Source organism: Amycolatopsis arida (assembly GCF_900115565.1).
In the GTDB taxonomy this organism is placed as follows: Bacteria; Actinomycetota; Actinomycetes; order Mycobacteriales; family Pseudonocardiaceae; genus Yuhushiella; species Yuhushiella arida.
Genome location: NZ_FOWW01000009.1, coordinates 209441 through 226485 on the forward strand (window position 1 = coordinate 209441; position 17045 = coordinate 226485).

At 72.2% G+C, this 17045-nt stretch carries 14 protein-coding genes; 5 read left to right on the forward strand and 9 right to left on the reverse strand.

Annotation, left to right across the window (positions count from 1 at the left end; all coding sequences use genetic code 11):
* Positions 1–248 precede the first annotated feature (248 nt).
* The 3 genes from BM051_RS23260 to arc form a co-directional block, all read right to left on the reverse strand.
* Positions 249–653, reverse strand: coding sequence for a hypothetical protein (locus tag BM051_RS23260; protein WP_092534351.1), 405 nt, complete (start codon positions 651–653; stop codon positions 249–251).
* 85 nt (positions 654–738) lie between these two features.
* Entirely contained in the window at positions 739–1794 is a 1056-nt protein-coding gene (locus BM051_RS23265; protein ID WP_092534354.1) for a glycoside hydrolase family 5 protein, read from the reverse strand.
* Between the two features lie 535 nt (positions 1795–2329).
* Positions 2330–4162, reverse strand: coding sequence for a proteasome ATPase (arc, locus tag BM051_RS23270; RefSeq protein ID WP_092534357.1), 1833 nt, complete (start codon positions 4160–4162; stop codon positions 2330–2332).
* A 307-nt stretch (positions 4163–4469) separates the two neighbouring features.
* Between arc and BM051_RS23275 the strand changes: the two genes are divergently transcribed.
* The gene (locus BM051_RS23275; protein WP_092534360.1) at positions 4470–5231 is read left to right on the forward strand and encodes a hypothetical protein; all 762 of its coding nucleotides are present in this window, start codon (positions 4470–4472) and stop codon (positions 5229–5231) included.
* Positions 5232–5282: 51 nt separating this feature from the next.
* On the opposite strand, the gene BM051_RS23280 is transcribed toward BM051_RS23275, so the two are convergent.
* Complete coding sequence (locus BM051_RS23280) at positions 5283–6107, reverse strand: tRNA (adenine-N1)-methyltransferase (RefSeq protein WP_092534363.1); 825 nt, start codon at positions 6105–6107, stop codon at positions 5283–5285.
* Positions 6108–6206: 99 nt separating this feature from the next.
* Entirely contained in the window at positions 6207–7307 is a 1101-nt protein-coding gene (locus tag BM051_RS23285; RefSeq protein WP_166677826.1) for a site-2 protease family protein, read from the reverse strand.
* 208 nt (positions 7308–7515) lie between these two features.
* On the opposite strand from BM051_RS23285, the gene BM051_RS23290 reads away from it, so the two are divergent.
* From BM051_RS23290 to BM051_RS23300, 3 genes are all read left to right on the forward strand, one after another.
* A complete protein-coding gene (locus BM051_RS23290; protein ID WP_092534369.1) occupies positions 7516–8496 on the forward strand; it encodes a RecB family exonuclease in 981 nt (326 codons plus the stop codon).
* A 22-nt stretch (positions 8497–8518) separates the two neighbouring features.
* On the forward strand, positions 8519–9301 hold the full coding sequence (locus BM051_RS23295; protein WP_092534372.1) for a thioesterase family protein: 783 nt from the start codon (positions 8519–8521) through the stop codon (positions 9299–9301).
* A gap of 74 nt (positions 9302–9375) precedes the next feature.
* Complete coding sequence (locus BM051_RS23300) at positions 9376–10317, forward strand: ParA family protein (RefSeq protein ID WP_092534375.1); 942 nt, start codon at positions 9376–9378, stop codon at positions 10315–10317.
* Between the two features lie 16 nt (positions 10318–10333).
* Here BM051_RS23300 and hisG read toward each other — a convergent pair whose 3' ends face one another.
* The 4 genes from hisG to metH all read right to left on the reverse strand — a co-directional run bounded on the left by hisG (position 10334) and on the right by metH (position 16058).
* Positions 10334–11179 carry an ATP phosphoribosyltransferase gene (hisG, locus tag BM051_RS23305; protein WP_092534378.1) on the reverse strand — a complete coding sequence of 282 codons (846 nt, stop codon included), beginning with the start codon at positions 11177–11179 and terminating at the stop codon, positions 10334–10336.
* 45 nt (positions 11180–11224) lie between these two features.
* A complete protein-coding gene (locus BM051_RS23310; protein ID WP_092534381.1) occupies positions 11225–11488 on the reverse strand; it encodes a phosphoribosyl-ATP diphosphatase in 264 nt (87 codons plus the stop codon).
* Between the two features lie 96 nt (positions 11489–11584).
* On the reverse strand, positions 11585–12265 hold the full coding sequence (locus BM051_RS23315; RefSeq protein ID WP_280522176.1) for an HAD family hydrolase: 681 nt from the start codon (positions 12263–12265) through the stop codon (positions 11585–11587).
* A 223-nt stretch (positions 12266–12488) separates the two neighbouring features.
* Entirely contained in the window at positions 12489–16058 is a 3570-nt protein-coding gene (gene metH / locus BM051_RS23320; RefSeq protein WP_092534384.1) for a methionine synthase, read from the reverse strand.
* A gap of 158 nt (positions 16059–16216) precedes the next feature.
* Between metH and BM051_RS23325 the strand changes: the two genes are divergently transcribed.
* Positions 16217–17032, forward strand: coding sequence for a PAC2 family protein (locus BM051_RS23325; protein ID WP_092534387.1), 816 nt, complete (start codon positions 16217–16219; stop codon positions 17030–17032).
* Positions 17033–17045 lie beyond the last annotated feature (13 nt).

Consider the following 17045-nt stretch of genomic DNA (forward strand, 5'->3'; position numbering starts at 1 on the left):
GTTAGTGATGTCCGCTGAGAATCAGTCGAGACCTTTCGAGGCGAGCCGTATAGGTTGTTATACACATCTCTCGGGGATTCGTAGGTGGCCAAAGTTCAGGATCCGTTCTGGCTGGGCATCTCCGCGAGATGGGGCTTCCAGAACTGTCCGCTGTAGACGTCCGATGTGGAAGTGACCGATCGAGACCACCGAATCAGCCGAGGCGCGCGGGGCGCTGATCGAGAAGACGGGTGGCCGAGAGGCGCGAATCAGGTTTCCTCGTGGGGCCGTGGCGGGGCGGGCTGGCTGTGCGCGTTGGTGCCGGTCTCGTGACGGCGGAGCAGCTCCAGGAACTGCTCGGAGTTCAGCACCTGCCGGTGCAGCTTCTCCAGCCGGGCGGCCGGCGCCCGCACGTAACCCTTGCCGAACACCGGCGCGATCTGCCGCAGACTCGCCCCCGCCTCCCTGGCCGCCAGCAACGTCCAGTCCGACGCGTTCGCGAACGCCGTGGACGCGCGGCGCAGCTCGCCGAGCAGCGTGATCAACTCCGGAGCCGCCACCTCCCCCGCGCGGACCCGCTCGGCGGTCTCCTGCAGCCAGGCCAGCACCTGGGTCGACGTGATCGGGGCGTGCGGCGGGCGCCGTTCCGGTTCTTCCATCGAAGGATTGCTCATAGACCCAGCGTATAGGACGTTATACAGAATCCGGTGCGACACGCCGGGGCGGGGAGCGGTGGAACGCCCCCCGCCCCGGCAACGCTCAACGTCCGGCGCGGATCCGCTCACGAACCCACATCCCGGCCTCCTTCAGCGACCCGGTGCCGGTCCACGGACCGCCGGCGCTGCAGGTTCCCCGCTTGAACACCGCGCCCGATCGGTGGTCGTCGGAGAAGTTCCAGTTCACCCAGCTGATCTTCTTCGCGGCCATCAGGTCGAGGTACCGCTGCGACCGGGTGAAGTCGTTGGTCCCGTCACCAGAAGCGGTCTGCGTACCGAACTCGGTCACGAAGATCGGCAGCCGATCCGCCGCCCTGGACAGCGTGTCCAGGTACCGCGTGCCGTGCGAGGCGGCGTAGAAGTGGAACGTGTACATGATGTTGCTCGCCCGCACGGGGTTCGCCACGATCTCCTGCTCACTCGACCCTTCCGACACCCCGAGCGAGGACCAGGCTCGGGTGCCCACGAGCACCACGGAGTCCGGGTCGTGCGCCCGGATCACCGGGATGACTTGCTCGGCGTAGCTCCGGACCGACGGCCAACTCACCCCGTTCGGCTCGTTGGCGATCTCGTAGAGCACGTTGGTCTTGCCCTGGTGCCGTCGGGCGATCTCGGCGAAGAACGTCTTCGCGCGGGACAGGTTGTAGTGCGGATCACCCGGGGTGAGCATGTGCCAGTCGACGATGGCGTACATCCCGCGCGCCGTGGCGTCCTCGATGTACCGGTGCACCATCGCGGTGAACCGCGCCGGGTCGGTCTCGTACCCGCCTTCCTGGATGTACATCGAGATCCGCAGCACGTCCGCGCGCCAGTCCCGGGCGAGCGCGTCGAGCGAGCCGTTGGTGACGCAGTGCGCGTACCACTGCAGCCCGTGGGTGCTCATGCCCCGGAGCTGGATCGGTCGCCCGCCGCCGTCGCACAGCGTGCGGCCACACACCGAGACCTTCCCGTACCGCTCGACCGGTGTGGCCGGTGCCGCCACGGCGGTGGGCGCGTCGGGCAGGGCCCGCGCCGCGCCGACCGCGCCGACCGTGCCGCCGGGTGCCAGCGCGACCACGGCGAGTGCGGCGACCGCGCGCATCCGGATCTGCCACCTCATCAGCGTCTCCTTCACGAGGATCGAGGGCCACGGCGCCGGCCGTGCCCGACTGTCGCTGGTGGCGGCGGATCCCGGATCGTCGGTGACCCGGAACTGGTAGGTTTGTTACCTAACGACGGTGACGCTAGTCACAGCGCGACGACGGCGTCAATGCGCCGACCGGGCACGACGCCCGATCACGATGCGTCGCGCGCAGGGACCGCCGGATGGTGCGCGCGATCTGTGGATCCGTTTCGGGCATGGAACAACTCGACGTGTCTCCCACGGGGGCGCATCCCGCGCCGGCGTTGTGCTGGGCACGCCCCGAACCGTCGTGGGAACAGGTGTCGTGGGAACAGGCGGAGCCCCGTGCTCGCCGCGAGCCGAAGGTGGCCTTCGGTACCGAAGATGTACCCAAGATCACCTTGGGCTCGCAGGCAACGCCCGCGCACCCCAACGTCGAACTCGCCGTCCGGAACGTCGATCTCGCGGGGGTGGGCAGGCGAGGACCCCGGTTGCCGCGGAGCGGCGAACCGGGGTCCGTCAGCGCCACCGGTCAGAGGTACTGGCCGGTGTTGCTCGCCGTGTCTATGGCCCGTCCGGAGTCCTGGTTCTTCCCGGTGACCAGGGTGCGGATGTAGACGATCCGCTCCCCCTTCTTCCCCGAGATCCGCGCCCAGTCGTCCGGGTTGGTGGTGTTGGGCAGGTCCTCGTTCTCCGCGAACTCGTCCACGATCGCGTCCAGCAGGTGCTGCACCCGCAGCCCGGGCTGCTTGGTCTCCAGCACCGACTTGATCGCCGACTTCTTCGCCCTGTCCACGATGTTCTGGATCATCGCGCCAGAGTTGAAGTCGCGGAAGTACAGCACCTCCTTGTCACCGTTGGCGTAGGTCACCTCGAGGAACCGGTTGTCCTCGCTCTCCTCGTACATCCGCTCCACGGTGTGCTGGATCATCGCGTCCAGCGTGGCCCGCACGTCGCCACCGAACTCCGCCAGGTCGTCGGCATGGATCGGCAGGTCCTCCTGCAGGTACTTGGAGAAGATGTCCTTCGCGCCCTCGGCGTCCGGCCGCTCGATCTTGATCTTCACGTCCAGCCGGCCCGGTCGCAGGATGGCCGGGTCGATCATGTCCTCCCGGTTGGAGGCGCCGATGACGATGACGTTCTCCAGCCCCTCCACGCCGTCGATCTCCGACAGCAGCTGCGGCACGATCGTGGTCTCCACGTCCGAGGAGACACCGCTGCCGCGGGTGCGGAAGATCGAGTCCATCTCGTCGAAGAACACGATCACCGGGGTGCCGTCGGACGCCTTCTCCCGCGCCCGCTGGAAGATCAGCCGGATGTGCCGCTCGGTCTCACCGACGAACTTGTTGAGCAGCTCAGGCCCCTTGATGTTGAGGAAGAACGACTTGGCGTCCTTGCCGTCCCCACGCACCTCGGCGACCTTCTTCGCCAGCGAGTTCGCCACCGCCTTGGCGATCAGCGTCTTACCGCAGCCCGGCGGGCCGTAGAGCAGCACGCCCTTCGGCGGGCGCAGCTGGTACTCCCGGTACAGGTCGGCGTGCAGGAACGGCAGCTCCACCGCGTCCCGGATCTGCTCGATCTGCCGGGACAGCCCACCGATGTCCTCGTACCGGACGTCCGGCACCTCCTCGAGCACGAGGTCCTCGACCTCGGCCTTGGGCACCCGCTCGTAGGCGTAACCCACCTTGGTGTCGACCAGCAGCGAGTCACCCGGCTTGAGCGTCTCCTCGCTGAGCGAGTCGGCCAGCCAGACCACCCGCTCCTCGTCGGCGTGCCCGACCACCAGCGCACGGGCGTGCCCGTGCTCGACCTCCGGCTGCAACACCTCGCGCAGCGCGGACACCTCGCCGGTGCGCTCGAACTCGCCGGCCTCCACCACCGTCAGCGCCTCGTTGAGCCGCAGCGCCTGGCCGCGCCGCAGCTCCGCGATCTCCACCGCGGGAGACACCGACACCCGCATCTTCCGACCCGCCGTGAACACGTCCACGGTGTTGTCGTCGTACGCGGTGACGAAGACGCCGTAACCGCTCGGCGGCTGGGCGAGCCTGTCCACCTCCTCGCGCAGGGCCAGCAGCTGCCCCCGCGCCTCCCGCAACGTCTCCACCAGCTTGTTGTTGCGCTCGGTGAGCTGGTTGATGCGCTCCGTGGCCTCGGCCAACCGCTCCTCGAGCACGCGGCTGTGCCGGGGCGACTCGGTCAGCTTGCGGCGCAGCAGCGCGACCTCCTCCTGCAGGAACCGGACCTGGCGGGCCTGGTCCCCGGAGAGCTCCCGCGCCACACCACCCGCGTTGTCGCCGGCGCCGACTCCGTGGGGATCTGTTGGGTCGGCCTCCTCGTGCCGACCTCCGGGAAGGTCATGTTGCATTCGGCACCTCCTCGGAATGCATTTCTTTCCACGGTACCGGCGATCACCGACAAGAAAAGCCCTTCCGCATCACAAGATCGGCGCGTCGCGGGCACCTTGCACGTTCGCCGGGCGGGCGCAAGGGCCAACCCGGTACGGGAACGACCCCGGCGCCCACCGCCCTCGGACTACCCCTCCGCCGGCCACCCAACCGCACCGGAAGCGCTGATCCCGCCACGAAGCGCCGCCCCGCCCGCTAGCATCGGGACTCCGCCGCTCCGTGCGGCGAGGGGATCCCACGGAGGACGACAGAGTTGAAGAGGCAGCCATGACCTACCCGCCGCAGCAACCAGGGCCGCAGGGGCCCTACGGCCAGCAACCGGGTGGCTACCCACCCGGCGGGCCGCAGCAGGGCGGAGCGCCGCGGTACGGGCAGCCGGGACCCGGCCCGCAGCAGTACGGTCAGCCCCAGCAGTACGGCCAGCCTGGGCCCTACCAGCAGGGCGGGACCGCTCCGTTCGCGCAGCCCGGCGGGTTCGACCCCTACGGCCAGCCCGGCGGGCAACCCGGAGGTCGGCCGCCCAAGAAGAAGACCGGCCTCGTCGTCGGACTCGCGCTGGCGGGGGTGCTCGTCGTCGGCGGGGTGATCGCGCTGATCCTGGTGCTGACCAGCGACGACGAGGAGCCGCAGGCGCAGGGGTCGGGCTCGGGGCAGCCCACCACGAGCGCGTCGGCGCAGGCCACCATCCCGCCGCCGAACTCCCGTGGGCCCTCGACCCGGTCGACCACGCCGGGGGCCGGCGGGTCGGCCGGTGACGTCGCCGAGTTGAAGACCATCGGCGACACGTTCGCCGACGGGATCAACAAGGCGGACGTCGCGCTCGCCCGGAGCGTGGTCTGCGACCCGAACAAGATCAAGGACACCCTCGAGCCACCGCCGCCGGGCAGCGGCATCAAGCGGGTGGGCGAGCCGAAGGTCACCGGCAGCACCGCGAAGGTGAGCTTCGAGGTCACCGACAAGGGCAAGACGGAAGAACAGGACCTGGAGGCCCGCAAGGAGTCCGGCGGGTGGTGCTTCACCGGGAACTGAGCGGGAACCGAGCGAGGCTCCCGGCCGGCGGGGGTGGCCACCCCCGCCGGCTCATCCCCGGCTGGGGCGGCGCCGCGGGGTCGGTGGCACCACGCCCTCGGCCATCCGGCGCGTGGTGAGCAGGAACGCGGTGTGCGCCACCATGCGATGCTCCGGGCGCACCGCCAGCCCGACGACGTGCCACGGCCGCAGCAACGTCTCCCAGGACTGCGGCTCGGTCCAGCACCGCTGCTCGCGCAGCGCCTCGGTGACCGAGGACAGCTGGGTCACCGTGGCGACGTAGACCACCAGTACCCCGCCGGGCACCAGGCTCCGCGCCACGGTCGGCAGCACCTCCCACGGCGCGAGCATGTCGAGCACCACCCGATCGACCTCGCCGGTGTGCTCGGCGACGTCGCCGACGTGGAAGTTCCAGTGCTCCGGCCGCTCGCCGAAGAACCGCTCGACGTTGCGCACCGCGTGCTCGGCGTGGTCGTCGCGCACCTCGTAGGAGGTGATCCGCCCGGTCGGCCCGACCGCCCGCAGCAGCGAGCAGGTCAACGCGCCCGACCCCGCGCCGGCCTCCAGCACCCGCGCGCCCGGGAAGATGTCGCCCCACATCACGATCTGCGCGGCGTCCTTCGGGTAGATCACCTGCGCCCCGCGGGGCATGGACAGCACGTAGTCGGTCAGCAGCGGGCGCAGCGCCAGGTACTGCGTGCCACCGGAGGAGGTGATCACCGACCCCTCGGGCTGCCCGATGACGGCGTCGTGCGGCAGCGCCCCGCGGTGCGTGTGATACTGCCCTCCCTCGGCGAGCACCAGCGTGTAGTGCCGCCCCTTGGGATCGGTCAGTTGCACACGGTCACCGGGACGGAACGGGCCGCTCGCGGACACTGCGCCTCCATGCTCGGGTTGCCTCGCCGGCGCACGATCGTCGCAGACGCCCCGTCGACCGTCGCCGGCGGCACCGCCTCGACCGGCTGGGCATGGCAGCTAGCGCCTCGGCTCGGTCAGCGCGGCGCGGAGGTCCTCGCGGCGCAGCACCCCCGCGGGCCGGCCTTCCTCGTCGACCACCAAAAACTGCCACGCCGGGGCCTCCCGCACCCGCTCGGCGACCTCCTCCCCCGGGTCGGACACCAGCAGGACCGTCTCCGCCCGGATCGGCTCGGCCGCCTGCTCGGCGGGCGCGTGCGGGGACGACTCCGCCAGCCGCTGGGCGGACGCCTCGTCCAGCAGGCCGGCGGCCACGCCGTCGGCCCGGACCAGCACCACGCCGCGGCCGGCGGAGGCGGCCAGCGCGTCGGACACCGGGCTCTCCGCGGGCAGCTGCAGGACCGGGCGGACCAGGTCGGTGAGCACCAGGCCGTCCGGCCAGCTCCGCCGGCTCTCGGCGGCCAGCTCGCCGCTGGCGCCCACCACGACGAACGAGGCGGTCACCACGCACACGCCGAGCCGTAGCCAGCGGTCGTCACTGCCGGCCGCGAGGCCCCACAGTGCCCAGACGAGCAGGGCGGTCGCCACCAACCACCCGCCGGCGACGCCGGCCCTGGTGCCCTTCAACCGGGTGCCGGTGAGCGCCCACACCCCCGCCCGGAGCATCCTGCCGCCGTCCAGCGGGAGCCCGGGCAGCAGGTTGAACACGCCCACGGCGAGGTTGGCGACGGCGCACTCGGCGACCAGCAGCCAGGTGATCCCGCCGGAAGGGACGGCCAGCAACAGCAGGCCGCACAGCCCGGCGAGCAGGATCGACACCACCGGACCGGCCGCGGCGACGAGGCCCTCGTAGGCCGGCGTCCGGGGGGTGCGGCCCACCTCGGACAGCCCGCCGAGCAGGAACAGCCGCACCCGGCGCACGGGGATGCCCAGCCGCAGCGCCACCAGGCAGTGCCCGAGCTCGTGGGCCAGCACCGACAGGGCGAGCAGCACCGCGAACGCGGCCGCGAGCACCCACCCGGTGGCGGGGCCGGCCCCGGGGAGCAGCCGCCCGGCCAGCGGGGCGTAGAGCACCACGACCACCAGCGCGCCGATCCACCACGACGGCGCGAGCAGGACCGGCACCCCGTCGACGCGGAAGAGCAGGAGGCCACCGTCCAGCGACGCGCGCCCGCTGGACCTCCGCCGTGTCCCTGCCCCGGTGGCGTCCACCGGAACAGCGTAGAAGAACCCGCCGCAAAACGCGGGTGAACCACCGGCGGTTCCCGACCCCGTGCTCCGGCACACGGTCCCCGACGTCCCGCGAGACAGGACGGACACGCCCCGCGCCGGTCCGGGGACTGTCGGCGCTCACCGTTACCCTCGCCGCATGGCACAGGGAACGACGGACGACGTACGGGTGCTCGACCGCGAGGGACCGGCCGCCGGGCCCACCGCCGAGCCCACCGAAACCGCCGAGCCCACCGACACCACCACTCCCCTCCCGACCCCCGAGCCGGCCGAGCGGGCGGTCCGCCGGCCGGCGCTGTCGCCGTCCCGGGCCGCCGACTTCAAGCAGTGCCCGTTGCTCTACCGGTTCCGCGCCGTCGACCGACTGCCCGAACCGCCGACCAGGGCCCAGCTGCGCGGCACCCTCGTGCACTCCGTGCTGGAGAAGCTGTTCGCGCTGCCCGCCGCCGAGCGAATGCCCGAGCGGGCCAGGGACCTGCTCGCGCCCGCGTGGGCGGAGCTGGCCGAGCAGAGTCCGGAGTGGACGGAGCTGTTCCCCGGCGCCGAGTCGGCCGAGGTCACCGAATGGCTGGGCTCGGCCGCCGAGCTGCTCGACGCCTACTTCCGGTTGGAGGACCCGCGCCGGCTGGAGCCGGAGGCGTGCGAGCTGCACGTGGAGACCGAGCTCGGGTCCGGGGTGCTGCTGCGCGGCTACGTCGACCGGCTCGACGTCGCCCCCACCGGTGAGATCCGGGTGGTGGACTACAAGACCGGCGCGGCGCCGCGGGCGATCGGCGAGGCCAAGGCCATGTTCCAGATGAAGTTCTACGCCGTGGTGCTGTGGCGGCTGCGCGGCGTGGTGCCCCGCCAGCTCAAGCTCATGTACCTCACCGACGGCCAGGCGCTGGCCTACACCCCGGACGAGGCCGAGCTGCGCCGCTTCGAGCGCACCCTGGAGGCCATCTGGCAGGCGATCCTGCGTGCCGGGCGGACCGGAGACTTCCGGCCCAGCCCGAGCCGGCTCTGCGACTGGTGCGCCCACCGGGCGCTGTGCCCTTCCCACGGGGGCACCCCGCCCGAGTACCCGGGCTGGCCCGAGCCCGACGCGGGTGAGGAGTCGCCATTGGACCGGGCGGACTGAGCGGGTCGACCGGGAGGCCAGGATGGACGCCGTGGACGCCTTCTACGTCCCGCTGGGCGCCGGCCGGTTCCGGGCCACCGAGCACACGGCGGGCCCGTGGACCCCGGACGCGCAGCACTTCGGACCGCCGTCGGCGCTGCTGGCGCGGGCGCTGGAGGAGGTCCCCGCCGGCCGGGAGATGGTGCTCGGCCGGGTCACCGTGGAGATCCTGGGACCGGCGCCGGTGGCCGAGCTGGCCGTGCGGGTCGAGCTGGCGCGCCCGGGCCGGTCGGTGGAGCTGCTGGTGGCGGAGCTCGTGGCGGGCGACCGGCCGGTCGCCAGGGCGACGGCATGGCGGTTCGCCGCGTCCGACACCAGCGAGGCCGCCGCGGGCGACGCCGCACCACTGCCCCCGCCGGAGGGCTGCCCGCCGGCGTCCTGGCCTCCGGGATGGCACGGCGGCTACCTCGACGCCGTGGAGTGGCGGACCGTGGCGGGCGGGACCGACCGATCGGGTGACACCACGGTGTGGGCGCGGCAGCGGGTCGCGCTCGTCGACGGGGAGAAGCCGAGCGGGCTGCAACGCCTGCTCACCATCGCGGACAGCGCCAGTGGGGTGTCCGCCCGGCTCGACCCGGGGCGCTGGCTGCTCATCAACGCGGAGCTGACCGTGCACGTCCACCGGGCCCCGGTGGGCGAGTGGATCGGCATGGCCGCCGCCACGGTGATCGGGCCGAGCGGCGTCGGCACCGCGCACAGCACGCTGCACGACACCGGCGGCCCGGTCGGCGCCGGCCGGCAGGCGCTGCTGGTGCGGACACGCTGAGCGGGTACCCGGCGCGCCGGGTCGAGATCCACTAACCTGCCGGGGACGACCAACAGCATGGAGTGTGGCCTGGCATGCAGATCACCTCGGTGGTCAATCAGAAAGGCGGGGTCGGCAAGACCGCGCTCAGCGTCGGCCTCGCCGCGGCACTCGCCGAGCGTGGTCGGCGGACACTGCTCGTCGACCTCGATCCGCAGGGCCATGCCACCACCGAGCTCCTCGGGCTGCCCGAGGCGCCGGCGCAGGGCCCGACCCTGGCCAAGGCGCTGCTCAAGATGTGGAAGGGCCCGGTCGAGGAGCTGATCGTGTCGCACCCGCGGTGCACCATCGGCCCCGGCGGGGCGCTCGACGTCATCCCCACCTGCAGCGGGATGTTCGACCTCATCCGACGACTGGACCAGTTCCGCGTGCCCGGGTGGCAACTGGCCAGGGTCATCCAGTTCGCCAACTACGACCACGTGGTGGTCGACTGCCCGCCCGCGCTGGACGTGCTGACCAACAACGCGATCGCGGCGACGCACGGCGTGCTGGTTCCGGTGCAGCCCGACCGCACCAGCATCCGGGCGCTGCGGCTGCTCCGCGAGCAGATCAGCTACGTCGAGCAGAGCGTGGGCCGGCCGCCGGTCACCTTCTACGGGCTGGTGCCCGGCCTGTACCGGCGGCCGATGTCGTCCTACGCGGCGGCGGCGATGGAGGAGCTGGCCGCGTTCGGGATCCCGGTGCTGCCGCACGTCCCGCTCGGCGTGGTGATCAACGAGGCCGCGGCCCGCGGGGTGCCGGTGACCACGTTCGCCCCGGAGACGGTGCAGGCCGCGGCGTTCCGGCAGATCGCCCACGTCGTCGACTCGGCCACGCCAGCCGGCGGCCAGGCGCCCACCCTGCCGCCGGACGAGCACGAGGACTTCGTGTTCGAGGACTTCATCGCCGAGGTCGCCGACGCCCGCAACGCCAACGACAACGGCTCCCGCCGGCGGCTGTACGACCTGCTCCCCAAGAAGCCCCGCTCCCCACGTTGAACCGGGGCCGCCGGGCCTAGAGGCGGCAGGAGCGGATGTCGGAGGCGAGGATGGCCTTCGCGCCCACCTCGGCCAGCTCGTCCATGACCTGGTTGACCCGCTTGCGGGACACCATCGCGCGCACCGCCACCCACCCGTCGTGGGCCAGCGGGGAGACCGTCGGCGACTGCAGCCCCGGGGTGATCGCGATCGCCCGCTCCAGCAGCTCCCGCGGGCAGTCGTAGTCGAGCATCATGTACTGCTGGGCGAACACCACCCCGCGCAGCCGCGCGGTCAGCTGGGTCTTGGCCCGCGTCTCCTGGCTGCCGGCACGGTGCACCAGCACCGCCTCCGACACGCAGATCGGGTCGCCGAACGCCACCAGGTCGTGCTGGCGCAGCGTGCGGCCGGAGCCCACCACGTCGGCGACGGCGTCGGCCACCCCCAGCTGCACCGAGATCTCCACGGCACCGTCCAGCCGGATCACCTCCGCCTCGATGCCCTGCCGGGCGAGGTCGTCTCGCACCAGCCGCGGGTAGGAGGTGGCCAGCCGCTTGCCGGCGAGGTCGGCCGGCTTCCAGTCCCGCCCGGCCGGCGCGGCGTAGCGGAAGGTGGACCCGCCGAACCCGAGCTGCAGCAACTCCTCGACCGGGGCGCCGGAGTCCAACGCCAGGTCACGGCCGGTGATGCCCAGGTCGAGCTCGCCCGAGCCGACGTAGATCGGGATGTCCTTGGGCCGGAGGAAGAAGAACTCGACGTCGTTGACCGGGTCGAGCACCGTGAGGTCGCGCTGCTCGTGCCGCTGCCGGTACCCGGCCTCGGCGAGCATCTCACCCGCCGCGCCGGCCAGCGCTCCCTTGTTCGGCACCGCGACACGCAGCATGTTCCACTCCTTCTCGATCGTCCTCGGGCCCGGCGCGCCGGCGCGTCACAGGTGCCGGTAGACGTCCTCCAGGGTGACGCCCCTGCCCAGCATGAGCACCTGCACCCGGTACAGCAGCTGGGAGACTTCCTCCGCCAGCCGCTCGTCGGACTCGTGCTCGGCGGCGATCCACACCTCGCCGGCCTCCTCGAGCACCTTCTTGCCCTGGGCGTGCACGCCGGCGTCCAGCGCCGCCACCGTGCCGGAGCCGGCCGGGCGGGTCCTGGCCCGCTCGGCGAGCTCGGCGTACAGCTCGTCGAAGGTCTTCACGCCCGGTGATCCTTCCATCCGCCCGCGGCGGCCCTTCCGGTGGCCCGGGCCGCCGCGCGGGAGGTCACGTCCGGTTCGCCCGATCGAGGCGCCCGGCTACTCCCCCGGGCCCACCAGCACCGCGCCGAGCACCCCGGGATCGACGCCGACCAGCGAGTCGCGGAACACCCGCCCGCGCCCCGGCGGCACGGCGACGTCGTTGGGCACGACGAGCACCGCGCACCCCGCGGCGACCGCCGACTCCGCGCCCGGTGGCGAGTCCTCCACGGCGACGCACCGGGCGGGGGCCACCCCGAGCAGCTCGGCCGCGCGCAGGTACGGCCGGGGGTGCGGCTTGTTCAGCCCATCCACCTCGTCCCCGCACACGGTGACGTCGAACAGCTCCCGGCCGATGGTGTTCAGCGCCCGCTCGGTGAGCGCCCGCTCGGTCGAGGTCACCAGCGCGGCCGGCACGCCCGCGGCGCGCACCGCGGCGAGCGCCTCCCTGGCGCCGGGCCGCCACGGGAGCGGGTCGTCGAACAGGTCGGCGGTCCTGCGGCGGATCCACTCCCCCAGCTCGGCCACCGCCCGCGCGGTGGGCTCGTGTCCGGTGGCCCGCAGCAGCACCGCGCTGGTGCTGTCCATGTTGACCCCGACGAGGGCCGCCCGCACGTCCGGGGACAGGCTGCCGCCCAGCCACTCCACGGCGTCGTACAGCGCGACGTCCCAGAGCTTCTCCGAGTCCACCAGCGTGCCGTCCATGTCCCACAGCACCGCGGCGGGCAACGCGTCCGTCACTCCCCGATCCTCGCTGACGCTCGTCGCCGCGCTCGCCGGGCTGCTGTGCTCAACGGTTCGCTCGCACGCTCGCTCACACCCCTCCTCGCTGACGCTCGTCGCGGCGCTCGCCGGGCTGCTGTGCTCAACGGTTCGCTCGCACGCTCGCTCACACCCCTCCTCGCTGACGCTCGTCGCGGCGCTCGCCGGGCTGCTGTGCTCAATGGTTCGCTCGCACGCTCGCTCACGTGTTGAAGTACTTCGCCTCGGGGTGGTGCGCCACGATCGCGTCGGTGGACTGCTCCGGGTGCAGCTGGAACTCCTCGGACAGTTTCACCCCGATCCGTTCGGGCTCGAGCAGGTCCACGATCTTGGCGCGGTCCTCCAGATCCGGGCAGGCGCCGTAGCCCAGCGAGAACCGGGCGCCCCGGTAGCCGAGCTTGAAGAACTCCTCGATCTCCGCCGGGTCCTCGTCGGCCAGCACGCCCCCGCCGGGGAACCGCAGCTCCTGCCGGATGCGGCGGTGGAAGTACTCGGCCAGTGCCTCGGTGAGCTGCACGCCGAGGCCGTGCACCTCGAGGTAGTCGCGGTAGGCGTCGCGGGCGAACAGGTCGTTGGCGTAGTCGGCGATCGGCTGGCCCATGGTCACCAGGCTCAGCGGAACCACGTCCACCTCCCCCGTGGCCACCGCCAGCTCCCGCGGCCGGAAGAAGTCGGCGAGGCACAGCCGCCGGTCCCGCTTCTGCCGCGGGAAGGTGAACCGGGTCCGCTCGGGCGCGTCCGGGCGTGGCTCGGTCAGCACCACGAGGTCGTCACCCTCGGCATGGGCGGGAAAGTAGCCGTAGACGACCGCGGCGTGGGCGAGCACGCCGTCGGTGGCCAGCCGGTCCAGCCAGTACCGCAGCCGGGGCCGGCCCTCGGTCTCCACCAGCTCCTCGTAGCTGGGCCCGGCGCCACCGCGGGCTCCCTTGAGCCCCCACTGGCCCATGAACGTCGCCCGCTCGTCGAGCATGGCGGCGTAGTCGGCCACCGGCACGCCCTTGACCACCCTGGTGCCCCAGAACGGCGGGGTGGGCAGCGGCACGTCGGTGGCCACGTCCGAGCGGGCCGGTGCCTCCTCGGCGTCGTCCCGCCGGGCCCTGCGGGCCTCGGCGATCCGCAGCGACCGCTCGCGGCGGGCCCTGCGCTCGGCGCGCTTGCGCTCGGCCTCCTCGTCGATCAGCGGCGACTCCCCGCGCTTGGCGGCCATGACCGCGTCCATCAGCCGCAGGCCCTCGAAGGCGTCCCGCGCGTAGCGGACCTCGCCGAGGTAGACCTCGGTCAGGTCGTTCTCCACGTAGGAGCGGGTCAGCGCGGCCCCACCGAGCAGCACCGGCCAGCGGGTGGCCACCCCGCGGGAGTTCATCTCCTCCAGGTTCTCCTTCATGATCACCGTCGACTTGACCAGCAGCCCGGACATGCCGATGGCGTCCGCGCCGTTCTCCTCGGCCGCGTCGAGGATCGCGGTGATGGGCTGCTTGATGCCGAGGTTGACCACCTCGTAGCCGTTGTTCGACAGGATGATGTCGACGAGGTTCTTGCCGATGTCGTGCACGTCGCCCTTGACGGTGGCCAGCACGATCCGGCCCTTGCCGCGGTTCCCCTCAGGCCCTTCGCTGTCCTGTTCGATGTGCGGTTCGAGATGCGCCACCGCGGTCTTCATCACCTCGGCCGACTGCAGCACGAACGGCAGCTGCATCTGGCCCGACCCGAACAGCTCGCCGACCGTCTTCATCCCGGACAGCAGCGTGTCGTTGATGATCTCCAGGGCGGGCTTCTCGGTGAGCGCCGCGTCGAGGTCGGCCTCCAGGCCGTTGCGCTCGCCGTCCACGATGCGCCGCTCCAGCCGCTCGAACAGCGGCAACGCGGCGAGCTCGGCGGCCCGCGACTCCTTGCTCGACGCGGCGGTCTTGCCCTCGAACAGCGCCATCAGCGTCTGCAGCGGGTCGTAGCCCTCGCGCCGGCGGTCGTAGACCAGGTCCAGCGCCACCTCGCGCTGCTCCTCCGGGATCCGGGCGATCGGCAGGATCTTGCTGGCGTGCACGATCGCGGTGTCCAGCCCGGCCTCGACGCACTCGTGCAGGAACACCGAGTTCAGCACCTGCCGGGCGGCGCCGTTGAGGCCGAACGAGACGTTGGAGACGCCGAGCGTGGTCTGCACGTCCGGGTGGCGGCGCTTGAGCTCGCGGATCGCCTCGATCGTCTCGATCGCGTCGCGCCGCGACTCCTCCTGCCCGGTGCAGATGGTGAAGGTCAGCGTGTCGACGATGATGTCGCTGGCGCGCAGCCCCCAGTTGCCGGTGATGTCCTCGATCAACCGGCTGGCGATGGCCACCTTCTTCTCGGCCGTGCGGGCCTGGCCCTCCTCGTCGATGGTCAGCGCGACCACGGCGGCGCCGAACTCGCGGACCAGGCTCATCACGTTGGCGAACCGCGACTCCGGACCGTCGCCGTCCTCGTAGTTGACGGAGTTGACCGCGCACCGCCCGCCCAGGTGCTCCAGCCCGGTGCGCAGCACGTCCACCTCGGTGGAGTCCAGCATGATCGGCAGCGTGGACGCGGTGGCCAGCCGGGAGGCCAGCTCGGCCATGTCGGCCGAGCCGTCCCTGCCCACGTAGTCGACGCACAGGTCGAGCATGTGCGCGCCGTCGCGGGTCTGCTCGCGGGCGATCTCCACGCAGTCCTCGTACCGCCCGGCGAGCATGGCCTCGCGGAACGCCTTGGAGCCGTTGGCGTTGGTCCGCTCACCGATCATCAGCACGCTGGCGTCCTGCTCGAACGGCACCGCCTGGTAGAGCGAGGACACGCCCGGCTCGAACCGCGGCGAGCGCTCCGGTGCGCGCAGGTCGGCCACCGCCTCGGCGAGCCGTCGGATGTGCTCGTCGGTGGTGCCGCAGCACCCGCCGACCAGCCCGACCCCGAACTCGCGGACGAACCCGGTGAGCGCCTCGGCCAGGCCGTCCGGGTCCAGCGGGTAGACCGCGCCGTTCGGGCCGAGCTCGGGAAGGCCCGCGTTGGGCATCACCGACAGCGGCACCGGCGCGTGCTTGGCCAACTGCCGCAGGTGCTCGCTCATCTCCGCGGGCCCGGTGGCGCAGTTCAGCCCGATCATGTCGATGCCCAGCGGCTCCAGCGCCTGTAGCGCCGCGCCGACCTCGGTGCCCAGCAGCATCGTGCCGGTGGTCTCCACGGTGATCGACGCGATCACCGGCACCCGCCGCCCCTCGGCGGCCATCGCCCGGTGCGCGGCGATGATCGACGCCTTGGTCTGCAGGATGTCCTGTGTGGTCTCCACGATGATCGCGTCCGCCCCGCCGGCGAGCAGGCCGCGCACCTCCTCGACGTAGGCGTCGCGCAGGGTGCTGAACGGGGCGTGGCCCAGGGTGGGCAGCTTGGTGCCGGGGCCGACCGAGCCGAGCACGAACCGGGGCCGGTCGGGGGTGGCGAACTCGTCGGCCACCTCGCGGGCCAGCCGTGCGCCGGCCTCGGCCAGCTCGACGATGCGGTCGGCGATGTCGTACTCGGCGAGGTTGGCGAAGTTCGCGCCGAAGGTGTTGGTCTCCACGGCGTCGGCGCCGGCCTCGAGGTAGCCGCGGTGAATCCCCCGGACGACATCCGGTCGGGTGATATTGAGGATCTCGTTGCAGCCCTCGAGCCCGGCGAAGTCGTCCAGCGACAGGTCGTGCGACTGCAGTGCCGTGCCCATCGCACCATCGGCGACCACGACACGGGAGGTGAGGGCGTCGAGCAGCGGCGACGAGATCCGTTTGGGCATGTGTTCCAGCCTACGGTCCTGCGCCAGTCCCCCGGGGTCGTAGGCTGGCGGGTGTGACGCAGCCCCCCACGCACAACACAGCCGAGACAGCTCAGAAGGGTCACGCTCCGCAACCGGCCGGCCCGCCGGATCCGTCCCCGGCCGAGGAGAAACCGGTCATGGTGGTGGCGTTCGAGGGCTGGAACGACGCGGGAGACGCGGCGAGCACCGCGGTGGAGCACCTTCAGCTGAACTGGGACGCCGCGCCGCTGTCGGAGCTCGACCCCGACGACTACTACGACTTCCAGGTCAGCCGGCCGACGGTGCGGCTGGTCGACGGGGTGACCCGCCGGGTGGAGTGGCCGACGACGCGGCTGGCGGTGTGCCGCCCGCCGGGCGCCCGGCGGGACGTCGTGCTCGTCCAGGGGCCCGAGCCGAACATGCGGTGGCGGGCGTTCTGCCGGGAGCTGCTCGACCGCATGGAGCGGTTGCAGGTCTCCACGGTCGTCACGCTGGGTGCGCTGCTGGCCGACACCGCCCACACCCGGCCGGTGCCGGTCACCGGAACGGCGTACGACGCCTCGGCCGCCGCTCGATTCGGCCTCGAGCGCAGCCGCTACCAGGGCCCCACCGGGATCATAGGAGTGCTGCAGGACGCGTGCGTCCAGGCCGGCATCCCGGCGGTGTCGGTGTGGGCCGCCGTGCCGCACTACGTGTCCCACCCACCGTCGCCCAAGGCCACCCTGGCGCTGCTGCACAAGCTCGAGGACGTGCTCGACATCGAGATCCCGCTCGGCGCGCTGCCGGAGCAGGCCGAGCAGTGGCAGCACACGGTGAGCGAGATGGCCGCCGAGGACGACGAGATCAGCGAGTACGTGCGCTCGCTCGAGGAGCGCGGGGACGCCGAGATCGAGCTCGACGAGGCCAGCGGGGACAAGATCGCCGCCGAGTTCGAGCGCTACCTCCGCCGCCGCCGGCCCGACACCGGCCGCTGACCCGCGAGTCCCA

Bases quoted from the DNA above. Each gene is read 5' to 3' on its own strand.
- BM051_RS23290 (WP_092534369.1), top strand. From the start codon at position 7,516: ATGGCACAGGGAACGACGGACGACGTACGGGTGCTCGACCGCGAGGGA.
- BM051_RS23295 (WP_092534372.1), top strand. From the start codon at position 8,519: ATGGACGCCGTGGACGCCTTCTACGTCCCGCTGGGCGCCGGCCGGTTC.
- BM051_RS23275 (WP_092534360.1), top strand. From the start codon at position 4,470: ATGACCTACCCGCCGCAGCAACCAGGGCCGCAGGGGCCCTACGGCCAG.
- metH (WP_092534384.1), bottom strand. From the start codon at position 16,058: ATGCCCAAACGGATCTCGTCGCCGCTGCTCGACGCCCTCACCTCCCGT.
- arc (WP_092534357.1), bottom strand. From the start codon at position 4,162: ATGCAACATGACCTTCCCGGAGGTCGGCACGAGGAGGCCGACCCAACA.
- BM051_RS23325 (WP_092534387.1), top strand. From the start codon at position 16,217: ATGGTGGTGGCGTTCGAGGGCTGGAACGACGCGGGAGACGCGGCGAGC.
- BM051_RS23300 (WP_092534375.1), top strand. From the start codon at position 9,376: ATGCAGATCACCTCGGTGGTCAATCAGAAAGGCGGGGTCGGCAAGACC.
- BM051_RS23260 (WP_092534351.1), bottom strand. From the start codon at position 653: ATGAGCAATCCTTCGATGGAAGAACCGGAACGGCGCCCGCCGCACGCC.
- BM051_RS23265 (WP_092534354.1), bottom strand. From the start codon at position 1,794: ATGAGGTGGCAGATCCGGATGCGCGCGGTCGCCGCACTCGCCGTGGTC.
- hisG (WP_092534378.1), bottom strand. From the start codon at position 11,179: ATGCTGCGTGTCGCGGTGCCGAACAAGGGAGCGCTGGCCGGCGCGGCG.